The following is a 2067-nucleotide window of genomic DNA, read 5'->3' as shown; positions in this document are numbered from 1 at the left end:
ACCGGCGTCGAGGTCGCCGCGACCACCCTGTCCGAGGTGGATCTCGGTGCGGCCGTCGAAGGTTTCGCGCTCGGCGCGTACACGTTCACCGCATTCCGCTCCTCGAAGTCGGCGCCGGGTGCCGATGCACGCCCACCTGCCCGTATCGAGTTCCTGGCGGCCTCGCCGCGGGCCCGCGAGACCAAGGCCGCGCTGACCCGCGCGACCGCGATCGCCGAGGCCGTCGCGACCGCCCGCGAATTCGTCAACACCCCGCCGAGCCACCTGTATCCGGCCGAGTTCGCCGACCGCGCGAAGGCGCTCGGAACCGCGGCGGGCCTGAAGGTCGAGGTGCTCGACGAGAAGGCACTGATCAAGCAGGGCTTCGGCGGCATCGTCGGTGTCGGGCAGGGTTCGTCGCGTCCGCCGCGACTGGTGCGGCTGAGCTACTCGTCGAAGAAGCGCAACGCCCCGAAGGTGGCGCTGGTCGGCAAGGGCGTCACGTTCGACACGGGCGGCATCTCGATCAAGCCGGCCGCCGGGATGGAGAACATGACGTCGGACATGGGCGGTGCGGCGGCTGTCGTCGCCACCGTTGTGCTCGCCGCCAAGCTCGGGGTTGCCGTCGACGTCACCGCGACCGTCCCGATGGCCGAGAACATGCCGTCGTCGACCGCACAGCGACCCGGCGATGTGCTCACCCAGTACGGCGGTACCACGGTCGAGGTGATCAACACCGACGCGGAAGGTCGCCTGATTCTGGCCGACGCGATCGTCCGTGCCTGCGAGGACGAGCCCGACTACCTGATCGACACCGCGACGCTGACCGGCGCACAGATGGTGGCGTTGGGTAACCGCACACCCGGCGTGATGGGCACCGACGAGTTCCGTGATCGGGTCGCGGCGTTGTCGCGCTCTGTCGGGGAGAACGGCTGGGCAATGCCGCTGCCTGCGGAGTTGCGCGCCGACCTGAACTCGCGGGTCGCGGACCTGGCGAATGTCACCCCGCACCGGTGGGGCGGGATGCTCGCCGCCGCGATCTTCCTGAAGGAGTTCGTCGCCGAGGGCGTGCAGTGGGCACACCTGGACGTGGCCGGGCCTGCGTTCAACACCGGTGGCCCGTTCGGCTACACCGGCAAGGGCGGTACCGGCGTACCCGTTCGCACGATGATCGCGGTCATCGAGGACATCGCCGCCAACGGCTGACTCCTACGGTGTGCCTTTCGGGCCCCTCTGTGGTCCCAAAAGGCACACCGGGCGCAACGTGACGCGCCCCTCGCCGAACGCCCCGAAGTGATCAGTGCAAGGATGGTCGGGGCCATGCCTCGCCCGGGTGTGGGCCGCACGCACCACCGAAGTACCTGCGCGGGCCCTCGGGCTCGAGCACAATAGTCAACGACCACACAATGGTCGGACGACCACGAGCCGGTACAACTCAACACACACGAAACAACCGTCGAGGAGTCAACAGACATGGCCTTCTCCGTCCAGATGCCAGCGCTTGGTGAGAGCGTCACCGAGGGAACTGTCACGCGATGGCTCAAGCAGGAAGGAGACACGGTCGAAGTCGACGAGCCCCTGCTCGAAGTCTCCACGGACAAGGTCGACACCGAAATCCCGTCCCCCGCTGCAGGCGTCCTGGTGAAGATCGTCGCCCAGGAAGACGACACCGTCGAGATCGGTGGCGAACTCGGCCTCATCGGTGAGGCCGGCGAGGAGCCTGCTCCCGCCGCTGCCCCGGCGCCGGCCGCTGCCGCACCCGCCGCGGAAGCTCCCGCTGCCGAGACCCCCGCCGCTGCCGCACCTGCACCCACCCAGGCCGGCGCAGCCGACGGCACCCCCGTCACCATGCCCGCACTCGGCGAATCCGTCACCGAAGGCACCGTCACCCGCTGGCTCAAGGCCGTCGGCGACGACGTCGCCGTCGACGAACCGCTCCTCGAGGTCTCCACCGACAAGGTCGACACGGAAATCCCGTCCCCCGTCGCCGGTGTCCTCGTCGAAATCAGCGCGCAGGAAGACGACACCGTCGAGGTCGGCGGACAACTCGCCGTCATCGGCTCCGAAGCCCCCGCCGCAGCAGCAGCA

Annotated in this window: 2 protein-coding genes; both read left to right on the top strand. The window is 69.0% G+C overall.

Translation table 11 applies throughout. The features are described from left to right. Positions 1 to 1185: leucyl aminopeptidase (locus tag WAX14_RS13490; RefSeq protein WP_422628565.1), on the top strand; the 1185-nt coding region annotated here is incomplete at its 5' end. A gap of 267 nt (positions 1186 to 1452) precedes the next feature. Further along, positions 1453 to 2067: biotin/lipoyl-containing protein (locus tag WAX14_RS13485; RefSeq protein WP_422628564.1), on the top strand; the 615-nt coding region annotated here is incomplete at its 3' end.

The organism is Rhodococcus sp. (in: high G+C Gram-positive bacteria) (assembly GCF_049299235.1).
Taxonomy (GTDB): domain Bacteria; phylum Actinomycetota; class Actinomycetes; order Mycobacteriales; family Mycobacteriaceae; genus Rhodococcus.
Note: the sequence above shows the minus strand (reverse complement) of the source record. Positions and strands in the feature narration are given on the sequence as shown.